Consider the following 18,164-nt stretch of genomic DNA (forward strand, 5'->3'; position numbering starts at 1 on the left):
CTAGGTTCCTCGGGCCGGCCGTGGGACTCCGGTGCGACTTCCGGAACATGCCTATTCAGCTTTGCTTCGCAGTTCGTGCCTCCATTCCCCGGCCGGTTTTCCAGGCCCATGGAGGGGACGATGGATCGCGTCGCAGCCGAGGACATGCTCATGTTCGTCAACGCCGCGATCACGTCGAGCGGGCAGCGCGAGTTCCACAACTCGGCGCAGGAGCAGCATCTGTCGCTCGGGTTCCTGCACGAGTACATGATCGGCAACTACCGTGACCTGTACGCGGCCACCCTGGCGCTGGACATCAACGACCACAACGCCGTGCTCATCGCACACAGGCTGCTGGCCACGCCGGGTGAGGCGGATCTGGAGCTGCGGCGCCTCGAAGGTGAGCTGATCGGCCGCAGGTTGCGCCTTGTGGCACCGCAACGGGTGTACCGGCTGTTCCGCGGGCTGCGACAGTCGCGTGTGAACAATCGACGGACGCGTGCGATCGTGCGGGACTGGCTGGCGCACCGGCCCGACCCGGCCTTCGACGCGGTCAAGTACCGCTCCCAGTTCAAGCACGCGCTGCGGCACGCGCACATCGAGCCCACGCACGACGAGCTGGGCGACTTCTTGTTCGGCGGTAGAACCCGTTACAACACGCCGATTCTGGAGACGTGGCGGCGGGCGCACTACGAGCAGGCCTCGGTGTACGACCTGCCGTACACGGTCGCGGAGGGTTTCGCGGCGAAGCACAAGATCGACCGGGCGACGTTCCTCGAGCGCATCGCGCCCATGATGACCCGGGTCGAACAGTTGCGGACGCAGGCAACCGCCGAGCGCAACAACGTCGACACCGCCGTGGACCTCGCCAGGATGCCGCTGACGCGGCTGGCGTCGTACGCGCTGTCCTTGCCGTTGTCCGAGCGGATCGACCGCCGTACCGAGCTGACAGGGGCGTTGCGGGCCGCGGCGGCACGCGTCGCCGGGCGGGACGCGGGGCGTTGGGGCCGCGTGGCCGCGGTGCTGGACGACAGCTTCTCCACGTACGGGTCGGGTCAGAAACGCAGGCGTCCCCTTGCCGTCGCGCTCGCCTGTTCGTTCCTGTTCGAGGCGCTGGCGGACAGCTACGTTCCACTGTGGACGTCAGGCCGGACGGACGCGCTGCTGACGTACCCCTACGACGTCACCCCGCTGGGCGAACGCGTTCTCGACGGGCTGGAGCACGGCCCGGACCGGCTGCTGATCGTGTCGGACGGGTGGGACAACGCCCCGGTCGGGATGGCGGCCGAGGTGCTGAGGGTGTGGCGGACCCGGCTGGACCCGCGGCACAAGGTCAGCGTCGTGCACCTCAACCCGGTGTACGACGCGGACACGTTCGACGTGAAACGACTCGGCCACGTGTCGACGGTGGGCGTGCGTGACGCCGAGGACGTGCCCGCACTGGTGGAGTTCGCCCGGTTCACCGAGGGCCGCACGGGTCTGGCGGAACTGCGGGCGCACTTCGACGACCGGATCACCCGGTTCAAGGAGGGGTGATGGCCACACTCGACCTCACCGGCCTGTCCGTCCAGCCTGACCAGGTCTGGGGCGGGGTGCGGCTCGTCCCGCTGGTCCGGGACGAGCCGATCGAGACGCTGCGGCTGCACGCCAAGCTCTACGGCACCGAAGCCGCCTTCGTCGCGGTCGACAAGCGCAGCGCGTACACGGCGTCGTACGTACCGCACGGGTTCGTGGCGACATGGACGGAAGACGGCGCACCAGCCGCGGCGTACGGCACCGAGATGGTGGACGCGATCGAGCCGTGCTCACCCGTGTGCGTGCCTGTGCGGTACCACCGCAGGATGGCGCGCCGCACGGACAAGAACCGGTTGCGTTTCCTGCCGATGCACCTGGCGGTCGAGGGCTACCTGGCGCTGCACTTCGGTGGCCCGGAGATCCTGTGGGAGCAGTGGTCGCAGCGGGCGATCCGCAATGGCCTGTCCCCACGGGCCGAGGAGACGTACACGGGCGCGCAGGTCAACGGCCTGGCGGACGCGTTGCGGATCTTCGAGATCCACCCGGGTCAGTGCGGTGCGCTGGTCTACGTGGCCGACGCGCTCGCCGCCGCGTTCGTGGTACCGCACCCGGACGACTACCGCGCGCTGCACCCCACGCTGATCACCGATCTGTACGGCGAGCTGATCTACCACTACGCCATGCTGACCGCGCCGGTCCCGCAGTTCCACGCGCGGCTCAGCGACACGCATGTGAACACGCTGGCGGATCTCAGGGCGGCCGTGGCACGGCAACGGTCGGTGTGGCCGCAGTTCCACGACACGATGGTGTCCGGGCTGCTGGACGCCCAATACAGCATGCGCCGTGTGTACCGCCTCGGTGACTACTCGCTGACCCGGTTCCTGCCCGGTTTCCTGCCCAAGCAGGACAACCACATCGGCGAGCTGATCACCGACCAACGGGGCCGGACGGCGTACCTGAAGACGTTCCGCCTGTCGGAGAAGCAGGTCCGCCGCGGTTACCTGCTGCAGCAACTCGCGGCGCACGACTGGCACATGCCGAGCACGGCGGAAGCCCTCGGCACGACCGAGGCGCAACTGGGCCTGCGGCTGGAGTCGGCGGGGTTCGGTCACCTGCTCAACGAGCACACGCTGGCGCACTACCGCGCTACTCAGCGAAAACCTCAGCGGCGATGACATCGAGGACATCGCGGTCGACCACGTCGAGCGCCTCACGCCAGTGCCGCAGGTGCAGGACCCGTGCGGCGGCCCGGCCGGGCAGCTGACCGGCCAGCGCCAGCCAGGCCGTCGCCTGGTCGGCCGGATCCGCAATGGACAGTGCGAACGCCTCGGCGCGGCCGGGCGCGCCGGTCAACGCGCCCAGCACGTCCCTGATCGCGCGGGTCCGCGTGTTCCGGCTCGACACCTGCGGCAGCAGCGCCCGGATCCGGTCGAGCAGGTCCGGCCGTCCGTCGTGCGCGATCAGCCACGCGAAGGCCTCGACCTGGTAGTCGCGGTTCGGGATCAGCTCGGCCAGTGCGACGGCCGCACCGGGGTCGGGATGCGACTTCACGACGCACAGCAGCGCCTCCGCCTGCCGTCCGGAGTGCTGGATCGTGACGGCAAGCGCTTGCGCGCGGTCGAACTCGCCGCTCGTGACCAGGGCCTTCACCAGCGCGGCAAGGACTTCGGCCCGGCGGCCATGGCGGTCGATCGTCATGGCCAGCGCTTCTGCCTCGTCCAGTTCACCCCGTGCGGCGAGAGTTTTTACCACCGACGCGAGCATGTCGGCGCGGCGGCCCGGATGCGGCACGAACCTGGCGGCCGTTTCGGCTCGCCGCAGGAGTCCATGCGCCAAGGTCGCGTGTCGCGGCGTATTCATCAACTCGACCAGCTTCAGCAACGCCCGCGCTCGGCCGTATGGGCTGGTTATCTCGTCGGCACACGCCCGTGCCCGGTCGAGGAAACCGCGTGCCCGTTGGTTCTCTCCGTGGTCCAGGAGTGATTTCGCGGCGGCGAGGTACACGCGGAACCGCCATTCCACCCGCGGGATCTGGTCGACCGGGTATCGGCCAACCAAGCCGGGGTGGCGGACGAGGGCCTCGGTGTACCAGTAGGCATCGGTGATGTGCCGGATCACCGGTTCCGGGTCACTGGGGTCCAGCAGCGCGACAAGGGTTTCCATTCGACGGTTGTCGTCGCCGATCGTGGTGGCGACGGCGAGTGCGACGTCCGGATAGCCCGACAGGTGAGTCGCCAGCGATGCCGACACCTTGTCCTTGTCGCCCTTGGTCTGGCTGGCGATCTGTTCGGCGCGGGCACGCACGACGTGCGGCCTGTCGAGGCTCAGCAACGCTCCCACCTGGTCTTCCGCGTCGGGTATCGAGGCGATCAGGTTGCCTGCCATGTCCACTTCACCCAACCGGGCAAGACATCCGGCGAGTGTCGCCGTCGGCTCGGCTGCCCACCGGTGGACCTCAGGCATCGCCCTGCCCGCGACCCGCAGCGCCAACTCGTGTGCCCTACGCAGGTGACCGGCCCGCTCCACAGCATGCACAACGGCAAGCGCCGCCCAGGTCCACTGCTGCACGCTCACGGTGGAACGTGTGGTCATCTCCGCTCGTACGGCCAACGCTCGCGCCTGCTCGGCTTGCCCGCCTGCGAGGTGAGCCTCGGCCAGGGTTACAAGCGCCTCGGCCCGGGCACGCGACCCGGTGATCGAGGAAATCACCTTGTTCGCGTAGTCGAGTTCTCCGGACTCCGCCGCCGCCGTCACGGCCGAGACCAGCATGGTGTCCCTGTGGTGGTCGTCGGAGATCTCCGCCAGCCATTGTTTCGCCTTGTCCATGTCACGACTTGCCACCATGGCGGCGACGGTCGCGGCGGCCGAGTCGGCCGGACTGTCCGCATCGCGCAAGTGCCTGGCCGTTGTCTCGGCCTCGTCGGCCAGCTCGCGTGCGGTGTCCGGATCACCGGCTTTCGCGACGGCCTGGGCGATCGACGCGATCGCCTGTGCTCGCTCGTCCGCATTGGAGATCTGCCGCGCCCAGCGCAGCGCGACGTCGAACTGCCCGGTTGCCACGGCCGCGTCGACCATCCGGACCCGGCCGTAGATTCCCCTGTTCAGATCGACGATCGTCTGCAGCAGGCGCTCGGCCCGGTCGCAGTCACCCGTTGTCACGACCCCGCCAGCGACCCGGATCAGTGCCCCGGCGTACAAGTACGGCTCCGCGATGCCCTTCGCCAGCTGCTCGGCGGCGTCGATCAGCACCTGCGCCTGCGCGGAGTCGTTGTCCACCAGGGATTCGGCGAGCTCGACCACCGCTTCCACCTGCCAGCCCGTCGTCGGCATCAGCTGGGCGATCCGGCGCGCGGCGGCGACTTCTCCCCGCCGCACCAGCGGTTTGATCATGGCGACCCGTGCTTCGGCCCGGTGTTCCACCGAGGTGATCGACGCGGCGACCGATTCCGCCGCGTCAGCGTCGCCCTGCCCGGCCAGTGCTTCGGCGAGGGACACCGCGGCCGGACCGCGATCGGCCAGCGAGATGATCATCCGCAGCAACGCCTCCGCGCGGGACCGCTGGCCGAGCATCGCCCACAGCGCGGGCAGGTGTCGGGGGATGTTGCCGTTGCGTTCGATCAGCCGGTCGCGGTGAACGGCCAGCCGTGCCATCACCGCCAGGTCCGGGTCCTCCTGTGCCAGAACGGCTTCCTGGCACGCGAGCAGCTCGGCGATGGCGTCGAGGTCACCACCGGAAAGGTCGAGCAGGCGGTCCTGGCGCGCCGGGTCCGTCGCGCACTCCACCATCCTCGGCAGGTCGCCGCGCGCGGTGAGCATCCGGAAGTAGCCGCGTAACAGGTATTCCGGCGAATCCTCCGGCCAGCCGCGCCCACGACAGGCGTCCGCCCAGGCGTGCAGGCGCTCGCGATACGCCTCCAGACGCGCATCGCCGAACTCCTCCACCGCGGTCGCCTGCAGCTCCTCGTGCCCGAGCAGGTAGAGATCCGGCCCACGCCAGTGTCCTGGCCGGGTGTCGAAACTGCGGGCGGCGACCGTGCGCAGGTCACGGCGGACGGCCGACGGCGTCGATCCGATCAGCTCGGCCAGGTCCGCGCCGCTCAGGCCACCGGCCGCGGCCGTGAGCAGGCCGAGCAGGTCCTGTTCGGCCGGTGTGCCGGTCAGCAGCCGGGTCAGTTCCAGTTCCATGTCGTCACGGATGACACGGGCCGCGGGCGACGTGGCGAGCGGCCGGACGATGCCGGGGTCGCGCAAGGGGTGATCGCGGTCGACGTCCTGGGGCACAGGCGGGTTGGGCCGTCCCGCGACGATCACCTTCATCCCGTCCGGCGGTTTGACCGGCAGCAGCGCCGCGATGCTGTGCGACTGCGCCGTACCCCGGTCCTCGTCGAGGCCGTCGACCACCAGGACGAGGTGTTTCCCGTCGGCGCGGCACAACTGCGCCGCCTCGGCGAGCATCCCGACCAGGTGGTGCTCCCTGGTGACCTCCGGCAGGAACGTGGGCAGCGGTTCGCCGAGCAACTCGGCGAGCTGTTCCAGCACCACGTCCACGAACGCGCCGCGGTGGTCCTGACCGGCGAGACGGCCGGTGACGAAGAACGCGACGACACGCACGTCCGCGGGCGGGTGCAGCACGAACCACGCCATCAACGCGGACTTGCCCGCCCATTTCGTCCCACGCCACCAGGCATACGACTCGGTGCCCGCGCAGAACGCCGCCAGCTCGGCCAGTTCGCTGTCCCGGCCGATCAGTTCGGGCGGGGCGATCTGCCTGACCTGCTCGCGGTAACGCGACCGGGCACGCGGATAGGAGTAGATCGATCCGATGTGCACGCCGCTGTTGGCGTAGCCACCGGACGCCGCTTCCGCCGAGCCTGTCCGGTTCGCGTCGACCCTGCGTGGCAGGCGCTCGTCGTCAGCCATCTACACCGGTGTTCGCCGAACCACCGTCGGACGCGGACGCCTTCCCTGTCCGGTCCGCCCGCACTGTGCCCGTCGCCTTGCTCACGCGCACCCCGGTGTTGGCGGAGCCGTCACCGCGTGCCGTGGCATCGCCGGTGCGGGACGCCCGGACGGTGTTACCGGTGTTGCTTCTGAGCGCCGCCCAGATCGCCACACCGACCGCCGCCACGGCACCCAGCGCCGAGAACACCGTGGCGACGCGGTTGGCCACGTCCCACTGGGCCAGGGCGAACCAGGCACCGAGGCCCGCCACGACCAGGCAGGTCAGGATCAGGATCACGCGTCCGGCCCGCACACGCCACCTCCTGTCATTGATCGGCCGTCATTCTCTGGCGAGCTGGGCCACTTCGGCCGCCATCGCCGAGTTTCCCACCTGGACGTAAAGATCGTGCGCGGCCCGCAAAGCGTTGCGGGCCGCCTGTGGGTCGGTGTCCGCGTAGGCCCTGCCGAGGGTGGTCAGCGCGGTCGCGTGGAACGAGTGCCAGCCCCGGTTGCGCCAGAGCGCGACGGACTCCTCGAGACAGGCGACTGCCGCGGCGTTGTCGCCGTCAGCCAGTTCGATGCCGCCGAGGATCTCCAGCGCCTCGGCGAGGTGGTGGCTCATGGTGTTGTCACGGCTGAGGGCGACCGCGGCCTCGGCGGTGGGTCGCGCGGCGGCGTCGCCGATCCGGAAGTACAGGCGCGCCAGGCCGAGCAGGGTGAGCGCCTCGGTGTAACTGTCGCGATAGGACCGTGAGATGGCCAGTGACTCGTCCAGCATCCGCCTGCTCGCCGCGAAGTCGCCGAGCATGTGGTGGCCGATCCCGGTGAACTGCAACGCGGTGGCCACGCAGCGGGCGTTGCCGAGTTCGCGTGCGCGGTCGAGCGCGTTGCCCGCGTGCTCCATCGCGGCGGTGAAGTCGCGGTTCTCGAAGTGCGCCAACGCCAGTGAGATCTCGGCTCGCGCCTGGCCGCCGACGTGACCGGACCGGGTGGCCAGGTCGAGGGCCTCGTTGGCGGCTTCGATCGCGTCGCCGTAGGAGCCGTTCGCGGTCAGCGACCACGAACACATCAGCGCCGCGTCCGCACTGCCCTGCGGCAACCCCAGTTCGGTGAACATCCGCTTCAGCCGGGTCGCCTCGGTGTACTGACGCGCCATGGCGTCCGTGCTGTCGGTGGCCCAGGTGGTGACGTCGATGAGGCCACGCAGCATGACCGCCTCGCCCAGCGCGTTGCCGGTTTCCCGGCACAACGCCAGCACCTCGGTGTTGAGCGCGATCCAGTCGGTGTACATGCCGCGCACGTCGAAGTACTTCTCCATCCGCGCGGCCAGGTCGAACGCCATGTCGGCCATGCCGAGCCGGCAGGCCTGGCGGACCGCGGCCAGCAACGCGCCGCGTTCGGCGTCGAACCAGTTCACCGCCCACTCCGGCCGCAGGTCCGGTAGGACGTGCCCGGTCGGCGGGCGCGGCGCGCGGCTGCCGATCGGCGCGAAGCACGGACCGGGCACCGACGCGGCCATCCGCTCGGCCAGGCCGAGCCAGCCGCCGAAGCCGCGGGCCAACGCGCCGGTGCGGCTTTCCGCCGTCTCCTCCGCCTCGGCCCGTTCGGCGGCGAACAGCCGGACGAGGTCGTGGCACCGGTAGCGGTACTGGCCCGCCGCGTCCGCGCCGGATGTGGTCAGCAGGTGCGCGTCCACCAGCGCCTCGGCGTACCCGGTGGCCTCGTCGACCGCGCAGTCCAGCAGCACGGACGGCAGCCACGGCGGGAAGTCCGGCGTGCTGAACAGGCCGAGCAGCCGCAACAGCCTGCGCGGCTGTTCGGCCAGGCCGCGGTAGCTCAGAACCAGCGAGGCGCGGACAGCCAGGTCACCGACGGACAGCTGGTCCAGCCGTCGTCGCTCGTCGCTGAGCATCGCGGCCAGGTGCGCCAGCTTCCACGCGGGCCGCGCGGCCAGTCGCGCGCCCGCGATGCGCACAGCCAACGGCAGACCGCCGCACAACTCGACGATCTCGGTGGCCACCTGGCGTTCCCGCCTGACGCGGTCCTCGCCGACTATGTGGGTGAACAGGTCGACGGCCTCGTCCGCGGCGAACACGTCGAGGTCGATTCGGTGCGCGCCCTCCAGCCCGGCGAGGCCCGCGCGGCTGGTGATCACGACGGCGCAGGTCGGCGCGCCCGGCAGCAGCGGCCTGACCTGTTCTTCGGACGCGGCGTCGTCCAACAGGATCAGGATCCTGCGGCCGTTGACCAACGTCCGGTACGCCGCGACGCGTTCGTCTGGATCGACGGGGATGGCGCGTTCCGGAACGCCCAGTGCCCGCAGGAACCTCGCCAGCACATCGGTGGGATCGGCCGGGGTCGCGCTGGCACCGCGCAAGTTGGCCCATAACTGGCCGTCGGTGTACGAGGCAGCGGCGTTGTGCGCGGCGTACACGCTCAACGCCGTCTTCCCGACACCTCCCATCCCGACGATCGTGGTGACGGCGGCCCCCGATCCCCATTCGTGGTTCAAATGCTTGAACAGCAGGGCGGTCTCGGCCATCCGGCCGGTGAAGTCGGGAACGCTCGGCGGAAGCAGCGCGGGCGCCGACCACGCCCGCGCCTGTTCACCCGGCGCGGCAGGTGGCCGCACGGGCTCGGCGGCCGCGAGCAGCCCGGGGTCGGCGTCCAGGATGCGCTGGTAGAGGCCCTGTAACTGCGGGCTCGGCGGCACACCCAATTCGTCGGCCAGCCTGGTGCGCGTGCGCTCGTAGCACGTCAGCGCCTCGGCCTGGCGGCCGTGCCGGTACAGCGCCAGCATCAGTTGTCCCGCAACGCGTTCGTTCATCGGATCGGCTTCGTACGCGCCCGACACCTCGGAAAGCACCTCCGCGTGCTCGCCGCGGCGCAACCTGAGGTCGCGCAGATCGACCTCGGCGGACTCCCGTTCCCGCAGCAACACGGCACGCTGGTTGTTGAACCAGGGTTTGTCGACACCGGCGAACGGTTCACCCCGCCACAGGTCCAACGCCTGGTTGAACAACACGATCGCCCGGTCGGGCTCGTCGGTCGCCCTGGCCTGGCCCAGCAGTTGCCGGAACCTGTGCAGGTCCACCGTCGCCGGTCTGACCGCGGCCATGTAGCCACCCGGCTGGCGCACGATCCGCATGTCCCGCTCGATCGGCGCCAACGCCTGCCGCAGCCGGGACACGTACCCGTAGAGCGGGGTCAGGCCGCTGTGCGGGATGTTGTCGCCCCAGATCCGGTCGGCGAGGTTCCCGACCGGCACCAGTCGGTCGGCGTCGACGAGCAACGCGGCGAGCACCAGTCGCTGCCGGGCGTGCCCCAGGTCGACCTGGTGGTTGCCGGAGCGTGCCTCGATCGTGCCGAGCAGCCCGAATTCCACCGCAGTCACCCTGCCCCCAGTGCGTGCTCCCGCCGTCAGTCGCCCCAGCCTAACTGTCGTGGACCAGACCGTGGCCCGCGCAGATCCTCCTCGTGAGTGTTTGCCGGGGTTCTAACCCCGGCAAACACTCACGAGGTCACTTGTCGACGGGTCGGGACGAGCCGATCTCGGTTTGGCGAGCGGTTCGGCTCCGGCCGAAGTCACGGGAGGTGGGCACCAGTGCGGCGATGGCCGGTGCGGCGAAGCAGATCACCGCGCAGCCAGCGAGCACCGCGGTGGTCCCGAAGGCGTCGATCGCCGGTGCGATGAGCGCGAGCCCGAGCGGCGCGAGACCGTACGACAACAGGAAATCCAATGAGGACACGCGGGCGAGCAGGCGCGGTTCGACCTCGCGCTGGGTGGCGGTGAACCACGGCACGTTGAACAGTTCGATTCCGATGCCTGTGACCACATAGGCCGCGATGAGCGTCACCGGCCCCAGGTCCGCGAGCAGGCTCAGCGGCGCGAAGCCGTAACAGGCAAGACCGGCCAACGCCGCCCAGCCCTGCCGTCGGGGCCGCCAGCGGGCGATGATCAACGCTCCGGCCAGCGCTCCGGCCGTGTACGCGGTCAGCGCCGCCGCGAGGACCGCTTCGGATCCGCTCAGCAGCGGCAACGCCACCCCTGTCGCCGAGTAGCCGGTGAAGATCACGGCGGACAGCGCGCCGAGACCGGCGACGAACCACGGGTGCCTGCGTGCTTCCCTGATGCCTTCGGCGAACTCGTCGATCAACCGGGGACGGGTGTCCTGTGTTACCGGCTTGCCCGCTCCATTGGGCGGCAGGAACGCGGCCACCAGCCACAGCAGACCCGTGCCGACAAGCAACCAGCCGGTGGTCACGACCGTCGCCAGCAACGCGGTCAGCCCAGGGGCCAGCAACGTTGTCACGCGGACCGAGAGCGTCATGGCCGCGTTGGCCTGCTGACGGCGTTCGACCGCGACCACTTCGGCCACCAGCGCCTGGAACGCCGGGCGGCACGCGCCCTGGCCGACGCCGACGACAGTCGCCGCCACAGCCATCAGCGGCACGGAACCCATGGCGATCACCGGGGACGCGACGGCCGCGATCAAGCCGGACCACAGGACGACGGCACGGCGCGAGTACCGGTCGGCCAGCACTCCGCCGACCGGCACGGCCGCGAGGAAGCCGATCGTGCGTGTGGCGAGGACCACGCCGAGCGCGGCCGGGCTGAGGGACTTGTCCAGCACCGCGAGGCCGAGGATGAACGGCAACGCCCACGTGGCCAACCCGGACGCGGTCATCCCGGTCCACAGCCGGAGAAACGCGGCGTTCGGCACCTCCACCCCCTTCTCGTTAGTGAAAACCATTGTCAATGAGATACCGTGCTTGTTGCAAGTTACATGCGACAAGGAGGCCGACTTGATCCGGTTAGCCGCAGCGCTCGCCGCGACGGTGCTGGTGGGCGCGTGCGCCGCACCAGCCGACACGTCCGCGTCAGGCCACAGTGCGACCACGGTCACCAACTGCGGGCGGCAGCTGCGCTTCGACCGGCCGCCGAGCCGGGTCGTCACCGTGGAACAGTCGTCCACCGAGACCCTGCTGGCACTGGGGCTCGGCGAGCGCATGGTGGGCACGGCCTTCCGCTCGGGCAAGATCCTGCCGGAGTACCAGGCGGCGTACGACAAGATCCCGGTCCTCAGCGCCAAACAGCTGACCGGCGAGCAGTTGCGGGCCGCCACACCGGATCTGGTGGTCAGCTCCTTCGCGTCGAACTTCGTCAAGAACCAACTCGGCACACGCGAGGAGCTCCAGGAACTCGGTCTGCCGTCCTACATCAGCGCGGTGGAGTGCCCGCGTGACGAGTCCGGGACGCCGTTCGAGCGGCTGTTCCGGGACTACGAGAACTACGGCAGGATCTTCGGCATCCCCGACCGCGCGAACGCCCTGATCGCCCGGCAACGGGACGCGCTCAGGCAGTCCACGCTGACGTCCGGCAAACCGACCGTGGTCTACCTGTACTCGGTCTTCAAGGACTCCCCGTATGTCGCCGGGCACAACGGGATCCCCAGTGACATGAGCCGGATCATCGGCGCCCCCAACGCGTTCGACGACGTCGACGAGGAATGGCCGCAGGTGTCGTGGGAGGAGATCGCCAAGCGGGACCCCACCGTGATCGTCGTCGGCGACCTCGCCGACCGGGGCATCCCGGGTGACAGCGCGGCCGAGAAGATCGCGATGATGCGCGCGCACCCGGTCATCTCGCAACTGGCGGCCGTCCGGGAGAACAGGATCATCCAGGTTCCCGGGATCGAGCTCGACCCGACCGTGCGCAGTGCCAACTCCTTGCGGCTCGTCGCCGAGGGATTGAAGTCGCTCGGTGTCGCGCGCTAGACGGATCGCGCTGGCGGCAGCCGCACCTCTGGCGCTGATCGTCACCCTCGTCGTCGCCGTCCGGATCGGCGCGGCCGGCATCGGCTACGCGGACATCGGCCGCGTGATCGGTACCCACCTCGGCCTGCCGGTGCCGCCGCTGCCCCGGCTGACCGACTCGGTGATCTGGCAGTTGCGGATTCCCCGCGTACTGCTGGCCGCCCTGGTCGGGGCCGCGCTGGCGGTCTGCGGCGCCGTGCTGCAGGCGATCACGCGCAACTCGCTGGCGGATCCGTACCTGCTCGGCGTCTCCAACGGGGCGTCGGCGGGCGCGGTCGCGGTCGTCGTGCTCGGGGTCGGCGCGAGTTCGCTCGGCATCACGGGCGGCGCGTTCGCCGGCGCCGCGCTGGCGTTCATCTTCATGCTGGTGTTGTTGCGCCGCAGCAAGTTGCACACGGTCAGGATCGTGCTGATCGGCGTGATCGTCGGGCAGCTGTTCGCCGCGATCACGTCGTTGATCCTGATGGCGTCGGCGGACCCGGACACCACGCGCGCGATCACCTACTGGCTGTTGGGGTCCCTGTCCTCGGCGCGGTGGGACTCGGTGCTGGTGACCGCGATCGCGGCGGCGGTAGGCCTCGGGGGCATCTGGTTGTGCGCGCGGCCGTTGGACATCCTCGCGCTGGGCGCGGAAACCGCCGCCGGGCTGGGTGTCGACGTCCGCCGGACGCGTCTGGTCCTGCTCGTGGCGACCGCGCTGCTGACGTCCGTGGCCGTGGCGTCGGTCGGGGCGATCGGGTTCGTCGGGCTGATCGTTCCGCACGGCGTGCGGTTCCTGGTCGGCCCCAAGCACCGCGTCCTGCTGCCGTACACGGCGTTGGCCGGTGCGGTGTTCTTGGTGTGGACCGACGCGCTGGCGCGGGTCGCGTACGCGCCTCGCGAGGTGCCGGTGGGCGTGTTCACCGCTCTGGTCGGTGTTCCGTTGTTCCTGCTCGTCTCCCGCAAACGCGGGGAGTTGTGACCGCGTTGTCAGGGATTTCATCTCGGATAAGATGATCCGACACCTGACAAACGGGGGTCGCTGATGACCGACTACGGGCACGACCTGGTGCTGGGCACGTTCGTCACACCGTCAGCCCAAGAGCCGGACCGCGCGGTCGGGCTGGCCGAGTTGACCGAGACCGCCGGGCTCGACGCGGTGGCGTTCCAGGACCACCCGTACAACGCGGGCCTGCTGGACGTCTGGACGCTGCTGAGCTGGGTCGCGGCGCGAACGAACCGGATCACCGTGTCCAGCAACGTGATCAACCTCCCGCTGCGGCCGCCCGCGGTGCTCGCCAAGGCGGCCGCGAGCCTGGACCTGCTCTCCGGTGGGCGGTTCGAGCTGGGAATCGGCGCGGGCGGGCTCGCCGACGCCATCCACGGCATCGGCGGCGGGCGCAGAACGGCAGGACAACGCATCGAAGCCCTCGCGGAGGCGATCGACGTCCTGCGCGGCCTGTGGGACACGAACACGCGCGGGATGTTCCGGTTCGACGGACAGCACTACCAGGTCCCCGGCACCAAACACGGGCCCGCGCCGCACCACGACATCTCCATCTGGCTCGGCGCGTACAAGCCGAAGATGCTGGCACTGACCGGCGCCAAGGCCGACGGCTGGCTGCCGACGCTGGACTACCTCAAGCCGGGCGACCTGGCCGAAGGCAACGCGAGGATCGACGAGGCGGCGGCCAAGGCCGGCCGTGATCCGCGCGAGGTCCGCAGGTTGCTCAACATCATGAGCGCGAGCTACGACCGCACGGACACGCCGCTGCACGGCACGCCCGCCGACTGGGTCGAGCAACTGCTTGAACTGGTTCTCGACCACGGCGTCAGCGCGTTCTTCATCGGCGGCGACGACCCAGCGGTCATCCAGGCCCTCGGCGCCGAGGTCGCCCCCGCGTTGCGCGCGGCCGTCGCCACGGAACGCTGACTCAGCTGCCCGCGCGCTCGAACACCGCTTTGATGCTCGTCTGGTCGTGACCGCTGATCAGCAGGTGGCGCACCAGGATCCGGGCTTTCACCGGGTCGAGGAAACCCGCGGGGATCAGGCCACGGCCGAGCAGATCCGTCTCGGATCCGGGGAAGGCGTACGTCCGGGCCAACGTCGACCCCGCACCGCCCCGGGAGGCGAGGACGACGGGGATGCGAGCGGCCAGGCCGCCCAGGATCTCCACGAGCGCAACGGGTACGTGCCCCGCCCCGAAAGCCGCGACGACCAGACCGTCCACATGGTTCGCGACGGCTCGCAGAGTCACTCCGGTGTCGCCGAGGACCACGGGAACGACGGCCACTTCGGCTTCGCGGCCAGTGGCGGCGGGAAGGGTGACACGGGCAGCCGGGCGGTTGACGATCCGGGGTTCGCCTTCGACGACGTAACCGAGCGGACCGCCGTTGGCCGACTGGAACGTGTGGCCGCTGGTGGAATGCGTCTTGCGGACACGGACGGAGGAGTGGATCTCGTCGGCGAACACGACCAGGGAACCGAGGTCGCGTGCGGTGTCCGCCGCCGCGGTCTGGATCGCTGCCAGGATGTTGGCCGGGCCGTCCGCTCCCGCCAGGGTCGGGTTGCGCATGGCTCCCGTGACCACGATCGGTTCTGGGCGGGTGTGGGTGAGGTCCAGGAGGTAGGCGACCTCTTCGATGGTGTCGGTTCCTTGGGTCACCACGACACCGTCCGCTCCTGTGGACAGTCGCTGCTCGATGGCTGCGGTGAGTTCTCTGATGTCCTCGAAGGACAGGGAAGCTCCCGGGATGCGGCGGAAGTCCACCACGTCGACTTCGATGTTCGTCTCGGCCAGGCCTGGTACTGCCGCCACCAGTTGTTCGGCCGAAAGGGCGGGGACTACTCCTCCTGCCTTGTCCGCCGTCATCGAGATGGTTCCGCCTAGCCCGAACACCGTTACTCGCTTCATGACTCAACCGTATTGCTCATGCTCTTGACTTGGGCTCATGGCGGGTTGGGGCGGCGCCGATTTGACATGGGACGAGTGCCCTGCCTCTTGTCGCTGTGCTGTCCCAAGGCGCTGCGCCTGTCTTGGGGAGGGTGGCCTCTTCGAGCGTAAAGGAGGAGCCTCTCGCTGGAGGCCAAACCGCGAGTTGTCGCGCTGCCTATCCGCGACGAGCCTCTGCCACCCTGCTCATGATCTCGTTCTTGAGGGCTGGGGTTATCGCGATCGTGTTGGCGGAGTCGGAAGTGTGCTGGCTGCCGTCGTGGTCCAGAACCAGACCACCGGCCTCACGGACCAGGAGCACCCCGGCCAAGGTGTCCCACGGCTTGTTGGACAAGTTGATCGTCGCGTCCAGCCTGCCTTGGGCCACCCACGCCAGGTCCGTCGCCGCTGTGCCGATCATTCGGATTCGTTGTGCGTTGGCGCCGAGTTCGGCGAGCAGGGCCAGGCGTACGCGGTTCTTCGGCGCCGCGCCGTCGCCGACCGCGAAGTCACCGATCGAGATGACGGCGTCGGACAGGTCTTTCACCGCCGAGCAGTGCATGGGCTCGCCGTTCGCGTATGCTCCGCCGCCTGCCCTTGCTGTGTACCAGGTGTTCATGAATGGCATGTCGATCGCCGCGAGCACTGCCTGTGTTCCGTCCACAAGGGCCAGGGACACCGCCGACAGCGGTATGCCACGGGCGAAGTTCGCCGTTCCGTCGATCGGGTCCAGGACCCACCACAGGTCCGACTCACTCGTGCCGGAGTCCCCGTGTTCTTCGCCCACCAGGCGGATGTCGGGTGTTTCCTTGGCGAGGAAGGCGCGTACCGCTTCCTCGACCGCCAGGTCCACGTCGGTCACCATGTCCCTGTCGCCCTTGGTGGTCACGGCGGCGGGCGCTCGGTGGTGGATGATCGTGCGTGCCATCGACACGGCCTGGGTGGCGATGGGCATCAGTTCCGCGTGATCAGCCATGAGGTCACCTTACGGGCCCGTGGGTGAGGTCGCGTGGTTCGAGCTTCAGTTCGTCAACTCAGAGCACCGCCGACGGTGTCAGGGGCGGCGGTTTCACCGGGCGCATCGCGACGTGGCCGACGTGGTTGCGCCAGGCGTGTCTTCCCGAGCGGCGCAGCACGTCGACCGCTTCGGCGACGAATCCCTCGTCGTCGAGGTGGGCGGCCAGGATCGAGCTGCAGCGGGCCCGGTCCTCGGCGGGCATGTCCGCTGGGGCGTGGCCGAGGTAGCCGTCGGAGTCGCGGGGGCACATGTTGAGCTGGGTCAGCAGTGCGTCCATCCGGCTGTCGAACCTGCGCAGGAACGGCGTGTCCGCGCGGACTGTGCCCACCGCGTGGGCGTTCGACAGGTTCTCGAGGTTGTCGTCATGCAACCCGTACCACGGGGCCAGGTCGATCGGGCGGACGTTGTCGATGCTGAAGGCGAACTCCTTGGGGACCAGGCGGTCGTCTTCCTTGCGGTACACCGTGTAGCGGGCGCACGCCGAGTCGATCCAGTTGCTGCCGCAGAGCAACAGGCCGCCGGGGCGCAGCAACGTCGTCGCCCACGCCAGCGCCCTCTCGCGGAACGGGTGGTCGAAGTACATGAACACGTTCATGCACCTGATCACGTCCACGCCGACGTCCGCTGTGTACTCGCCGATGCCTCCGCCGACGAGTTCGAGGTTGTCCGTCTCGTAGTGGCGCATGGGATCGCGGACGAGCTTGCCGCCTTCGTCGGTGACTTCGTCACCGGTCAGCCTGGGTAGCAGGCGGTCGAGGATCTCCCGGAACCGCCGTTTGCTGTTGTCCCTGTCGGGGTCGTACGTGCCCGCCTGGTAGTAGCGCAAACGTAAGTCCTCGTCGTAGCAGGCGTACGCGCCCTCGGTGTTGTAGACGACGTATCGGCTGAACGCCGGGTCGACGCCGATGACGCGCCAGGTGGGCAGCCGCTGCGCGGTCTCCATCGTGGTGAACGGCGGGAACCCGCAGCCGACGTCGACGAAAACACCTCGTTCACCCGGCCGGTGCCACGGATTGCGGGCCACGTATTCGTCGAGCACGCGGTGCCTGCCTGCCATGGTGACCGGCGGAACCGTGCCCGACCAGGCACTCGGGACCGTTCTCGGCACGCTGAAACCGATCAGCCACGCGGTGAACACCGAAAGGTCGGTCGGCCGCAACCCGGCGGCGAGCATCAGCCGGAAGGCCCGGTCGGCCAACGCCAGCGCGTCGTCCGGCGCGTCAGCCAGTTCACGCAGTTCGGCGAGTACCCCAGTGGAAAGACGGCCCTGGAAGTACGCCGTGTTCCACCGATCCACGATCTGGACCACACACCACATGTACCGAATGAGCAGCCCTCGCGCCACAAAAAAGACATACCGGCGACCCCGCCCGGCTGGTGGGCCGGGCGGTCGTCCCCGGTTCGCGCCCCGGTCAGCCGCCTGCCGGGGTGTCCATCGCGCGGATCAGGCTCGCCGGACGCATGTCCGTCCAGTTCTGCTCGACGTAGTCGAGCGCGGACTGGCGGTCGGTCTCCCGTACCACCACAGTCCAGCCGGACGGCACGTCGGCGAACGAAGGCCACAGCGAGTGCTGCCCCTCGTCGTTCACCAGCACGTGGAAGGTGCCGTCCGGGTCGTCGAACGGGTTGGTGCTCACTGCCGACCACTTCCTCCAGTCGGTGGAAACAGGGTCATCGAATGTATTCCGGCAGCACCGCCGGTGGCCAGGCGGTGTGGTCGAAGATACCCATCGAGTACACCCTGGAGACCAGTGCGGCCCGGTTGGGCACCTGGAACTTCCTGAGCATCAGGTTGACGTGGTATTCGACCCCCTGCCTGCTGAGGTACAGTTCCGACGCGAGTTGGACCGTCGAAGAGCCCACGGCGACGCCCTCGAGGACCTTCGCACTCAGCACGCTCAACGTTGTGGACGATTCCACGAATGATTCACAGGACATCGGGTTACTCCCCCGAAAAGTCATCCCCATCAATGACAAGCACG

Annotated in this window: 14 protein-coding genes; 5 read left to right on the forward strand and 9 right to left on the reverse strand. The window is 69.3% G+C overall.

The genetic code is table 11. The annotated features are described in order from the left end of the window. Nucleotides 1-120 precede the first annotated feature (120 nt). Together ALI144C_RS40715 and ALI144C_RS40720 are read left to right on the forward strand one after the other, a co-directional pair. Nucleotides 121-1,515 (forward strand): hypothetical protein, encoded by a 1,395-nt coding sequence (locus ALI144C_RS40715; RefSeq protein WP_202819167.1) that lies wholly within the window; start codon nucleotides 121-123, stop codon nucleotides 1,513-1,515. Then, nucleotides 1,515-2,669 (forward strand): ARPP-2 domain-containing protein, encoded by a 1,155-nt coding sequence (locus ALI144C_RS40720; RefSeq protein WP_076992543.1) that lies wholly within the window; start codon nucleotides 1,515-1,517, stop codon nucleotides 2,667-2,669. Before ALI144C_RS40715 ends, ALI144C_RS40720 begins: the two co-directional genes overlap by 1 nt. Here ALI144C_RS40720 and ALI144C_RS40725 read toward each other — a convergent pair. From ALI144C_RS40725 to ALI144C_RS40740, 4 genes are all read right to left on the reverse strand, one after another. After that, nucleotides 2,641-6,414 carry a hypothetical protein gene (locus ALI144C_RS40725; RefSeq protein ID WP_076992544.1) on the reverse strand — a complete coding sequence of 1,258 codons (3,774 nt, stop codon included), beginning with the start codon at nucleotides 6,412-6,414 and terminating at the stop codon, nucleotides 2,641-2,643. The genes ALI144C_RS40720 and ALI144C_RS40725 overlap by 29 nt on opposite strands. After that, complete coding sequence (locus ALI144C_RS40730; RefSeq protein WP_202819168.1) at nucleotides 6,407-6,748, reverse strand: hypothetical protein; 342 nt, start codon at nucleotides 6,746-6,748, stop codon at nucleotides 6,407-6,409. Before ALI144C_RS40730 ends, ALI144C_RS40725 begins: the two co-directional genes overlap by 8 nt. A 27-nt stretch (nucleotides 6,749-6,775) precedes the next feature. Further along, on the reverse strand, nucleotides 6,776-9,820 hold the full coding sequence (locus tag ALI144C_RS40735; protein WP_076992830.1) for an AfsR/SARP family transcriptional regulator: 3,045 nt from the start codon (nucleotides 9,818-9,820) through the stop codon (nucleotides 6,776-6,778). Between the two features lie 136 nt (nucleotides 9,821-9,956). Next, entirely contained in the window at nucleotides 9,957-11,189 is a 1,233-nt protein-coding gene (locus ALI144C_RS40740; RefSeq protein ID WP_076992545.1) for an MFS transporter, read from the reverse strand. 52 nt (nucleotides 11,190-11,241) lie between these two features. Between ALI144C_RS40740 and ALI144C_RS40745 the strand changes: the two genes are divergently transcribed. The 3 genes from ALI144C_RS40745 (at nucleotide 11,242) to ALI144C_RS40755 (ending at nucleotide 14,164) form a co-directional block, all read left to right on the forward strand. Beyond that, nucleotides 11,242-12,213, forward strand: coding sequence for an ABC transporter substrate-binding protein (locus ALI144C_RS40745; RefSeq protein WP_202819169.1), 972 nt, complete (start codon nucleotides 11,242-11,244; stop codon nucleotides 12,211-12,213). Further along, entirely contained in the window at nucleotides 12,200-13,213 is a 1,014-nt protein-coding gene (locus tag ALI144C_RS40750) for a FecCD family ABC transporter permease (RefSeq protein WP_083753815.1), read from the forward strand. Before ALI144C_RS40745 ends, ALI144C_RS40750 begins: the two co-directional genes overlap by 14 nt. A gap of 63 nt (nucleotides 13,214-13,276) precedes the next feature. Beyond that, a complete protein-coding gene (locus ALI144C_RS40755; protein WP_076992546.1) occupies nucleotides 13,277-14,164 on the forward strand; it encodes an LLM class flavin-dependent oxidoreductase in 888 nt (295 codons plus the stop codon). 1 nt (nucleotide 14,165) lies between these two features. Here the strand turns inward: ALI144C_RS40755 and ALI144C_RS40760 are convergent, their stop codons facing one another. The 5 genes from ALI144C_RS40760 to ALI144C_RS40780 all read right to left on the reverse strand — a co-directional run bounded on the left by ALI144C_RS40760 (nucleotide 14,166) and on the right by ALI144C_RS40780 (nucleotide 18,120). Then, nucleotides 14,166-15,146, reverse strand: a complete 981-nt coding sequence (locus tag ALI144C_RS40760) for an asparaginase (protein WP_076992547.1) — start codon at nucleotides 15,144-15,146, stop codon at nucleotides 14,166-14,168. Nucleotides 15,147-15,342: 196 nt separating this feature from the next. Further along, nucleotides 15,343-16,140: an inositol monophosphatase family protein gene (locus ALI144C_RS40765; RefSeq protein ID WP_076992548.1), complete on the reverse strand. Its 798-nt coding sequence runs from the start codon at nucleotides 16,138-16,140 to the stop codon at nucleotides 15,343-15,345. A gap of 58 nt (nucleotides 16,141-16,198) precedes the next feature. Next, entirely contained in the window at nucleotides 16,199-17,479 is a 1,281-nt protein-coding gene (locus ALI144C_RS40770) for a CheR family methyltransferase (protein ID WP_168211480.1), read from the reverse strand. A gap of 115 nt (nucleotides 17,480-17,594) precedes the next feature. Then, on the reverse strand, nucleotides 17,595-17,819 hold the full coding sequence (locus ALI144C_RS40775) for an MbtH family protein (protein WP_076992550.1): 225 nt from the start codon (nucleotides 17,817-17,819) through the stop codon (nucleotides 17,595-17,597). A 34-nt stretch (nucleotides 17,820-17,853) separates the two neighbouring features. Continuing rightward, nucleotides 17,854-18,120 (reverse strand): LuxR C-terminal-related transcriptional regulator, encoded by a 267-nt coding sequence (locus ALI144C_RS40780; RefSeq protein WP_237774550.1) that lies wholly within the window; start codon nucleotides 18,118-18,120, stop codon nucleotides 17,854-17,856. Nucleotides 18,121-18,164 lie beyond the last annotated feature (44 nt).

This window comes from Actinosynnema sp. ALI-1.44, assembly GCF_001984155.1.
Classification (GTDB): domain Bacteria; phylum Actinomycetota; class Actinomycetes; order Mycobacteriales; family Pseudonocardiaceae; genus Kibdelosporangium.

Coding starts and splice junctions, on each gene's coding strand:
- ALI144C_RS40780 (WP_237774550.1), bottom strand. CDS start 18,120: ATGTCCTGTGAATCATTCGTGGAATCGTCCACAACGTTGAGCGTGCTG.
- ALI144C_RS40760 (WP_076992547.1), bottom strand. CDS start 15,146: ATGAAGCGAGTAACGGTGTTCGGGCTAGGCGGAACCATCTCGATGACG.
- ALI144C_RS40765 (WP_076992548.1), bottom strand. CDS start 16,140: ATGGCTGATCACGCGGAACTGATGCCCATCGCCACCCAGGCCGTGTCG.
- ALI144C_RS40740 (WP_076992545.1), bottom strand. CDS start 11,189: ATGGTTTTCACTAACGAGAAGGGGGTGGAGGTGCCGAACGCCGCGTTT.
- ALI144C_RS40715 (WP_202819167.1), top strand. CDS start 121: ATGGATCGCGTCGCAGCCGAGGACATGCTCATGTTCGTCAACGCCGCG.
- ALI144C_RS40720 (WP_076992543.1), top strand. CDS start 1,515: ATGGCCACACTCGACCTCACCGGCCTGTCCGTCCAGCCTGACCAGGTC.
- ALI144C_RS40725 (WP_076992544.1), bottom strand. CDS start 6,414: ATGGCTGACGACGAGCGCCTGCCACGCAGGGTCGACGCGAACCGGACA.
- ALI144C_RS40755 (WP_076992546.1), top strand. CDS start 13,277: ATGACCGACTACGGGCACGACCTGGTGCTGGGCACGTTCGTCACACCG.